This is a genomic window from Pseudomonadota bacterium, from assembly GCA_022361155.1.
Lineage (GTDB): Bacteria > Myxococcota_A > Polyangia > Polyangiales > JAKSBK01 > JAKSBK01.
Genome location: JAKSBK010000471.1, coordinates 1 through 1,582 on the forward strand (window position 1 = coordinate 1; position 1,582 = coordinate 1,582).

General features: G+C 70.3%; 2 protein-coding genes. One reads left to right on the forward strand and one right to left on the reverse strand.

Annotated features, from left to right (window positions below):
* Window positions 1–840 (reverse strand): YihY family inner membrane protein (locus tag MJD61_17810; GenBank protein MCG8557119.1); only part of this gene is annotated, 840 nt, incomplete at its 3' end.
* Between the two features lie 169 nt (window positions 841–1,009).
* Between MJD61_17810 and MJD61_17815 the strand changes: the two genes are divergently transcribed.
* Window positions 1,010–1,582: SDR family oxidoreductase (locus MJD61_17815; protein ID MCG8557120.1), on the forward strand; the 573-nt coding region annotated here is incomplete at its 3' end.

Sequence of the window (1,582 nt, forward strand, 5' to 3'; positions counted from 1 at the left end):
GACCAGGGAGACGGGCACCACCGAGACGGCGCCGTACATGGTCTGGTAGGCCGGGAAGGCGGCCACGTACCAGGCGAACACCTTGCGCAGCAGGGTGAAGGCGACGGCGGCGAAGGCCCCGCCCCAGAGCGCCGCCTCCAGGCTGACCGGCCGGTTGGGGATGACGATGTAGGCCCCCGTCAGCATCACCACCAGGATGGCCACCGGGGCCAGCCCGGCGAGCTTGCCGAGGGGGCCGGCGAGGACGTCCACGCCCATGAACTCGGTGGCGGCGAAGAAGTAGGTGGTCAGCGAGACGCTGGCGCCGAACAGCAGCGGTCCGAGCGTGATGAGGGCCCAGAACACCAGCAGCCGGGGCGCCAGGGGGCGCGGCCGGGAGGCCCGGAAGATGGCGTTCATGTCCGCCTCGATGGTGCCCAGCAGCAGGATGGCGGTGAGCGCCAGGCCGACGATGCCGAAGGTGGAGAGGGTCGACGTATTGGCGACGAAGGTGTCGAGATGGCCGCGCACGGCCGAGGCCGATTCGGGCAGGACGTTGGCGAACAGCATGTTCTGCGCCTGCTCGCGCACCCCCTCGAAGGCCGGGAAGGCGGCCAGCATGGCGAAGGCGATGGCGGTCAGCGGCACGATGGCCAGGAGCGAGGTGTAGCTCAGCCCCGCCGCCATGCGCAGGCAGCGGCCCTCGGTGAAGCGCCGGAACACGTAGGCGGCGAGCCCCAGCACCTGAGCCCAACGATCGGCGGCCCGGCCGGCCGGCGGCCGCTCCTCCGGCGGGCGGTCTTCCGGGCCGTCGTCCAGGTCGTCATCGTCCAGGTCGTCATCGTTGCGGTCGGTGGCCATGTCGCCCTTTCGGTGCTCGTCCGGGCGGCGCGCCCGGATTGACGCGGGTGTGGCCGTATTATATGGCAGTCGCCGCCGGTTGCGAGCGTCCGAGTGCCGCGCTTGGCCTTTTCGCCATCAACCGTGTACCATCCGCCGACCGCCGTCCGGCGCGGACACCGAGGGTAGAATGAACGAGCAATCACCACTGATGGCCGGCAAGCGCGGCCTGGTCATGGGGGTCGCCAACGACCGCTCCATCGCCTGGGGCATTGCCCGCATGGCCCACGCGCAAGGGGCCGAGCTCGCCTTCACCTACCAGGGCGAGGCGCTGGAGAAGCGGGTGCGGCCGCTCGCCCAGTCGCTCGACTCCGACATGGTGCTGCCCTGCGACGTGGCCAGCGACGACAGCATCGAGACGGTCTTCGCGGCGGTCGAGGAGCGCTGGGGCGGCCTCGACTTCCTGGTCCACGCCATCGCCTATGCCGACAAGGAAGAGCTGAAGGGCAAGTACCTCAACACCAGCCGCGACAACTTCGTGCGCTCCCTCGACATCTCCTGCTACAGCTTCACGGCGGTGGCCCAGCGGGCGGTGCCGCTGATGCGCGAGGGCGGCAGTCTGCTCACCCTCACCTACTACGGCGCCGAGCGGGTCATGCCCCACTACAACGTCATGGGCGTGGCCAAGGCGGCGCGCGAGGCCAGCGTGCGCTACCTGGCGAGCGACCTGGGCCAGGACCGGAGTCGGGTGAACGCCATCTCC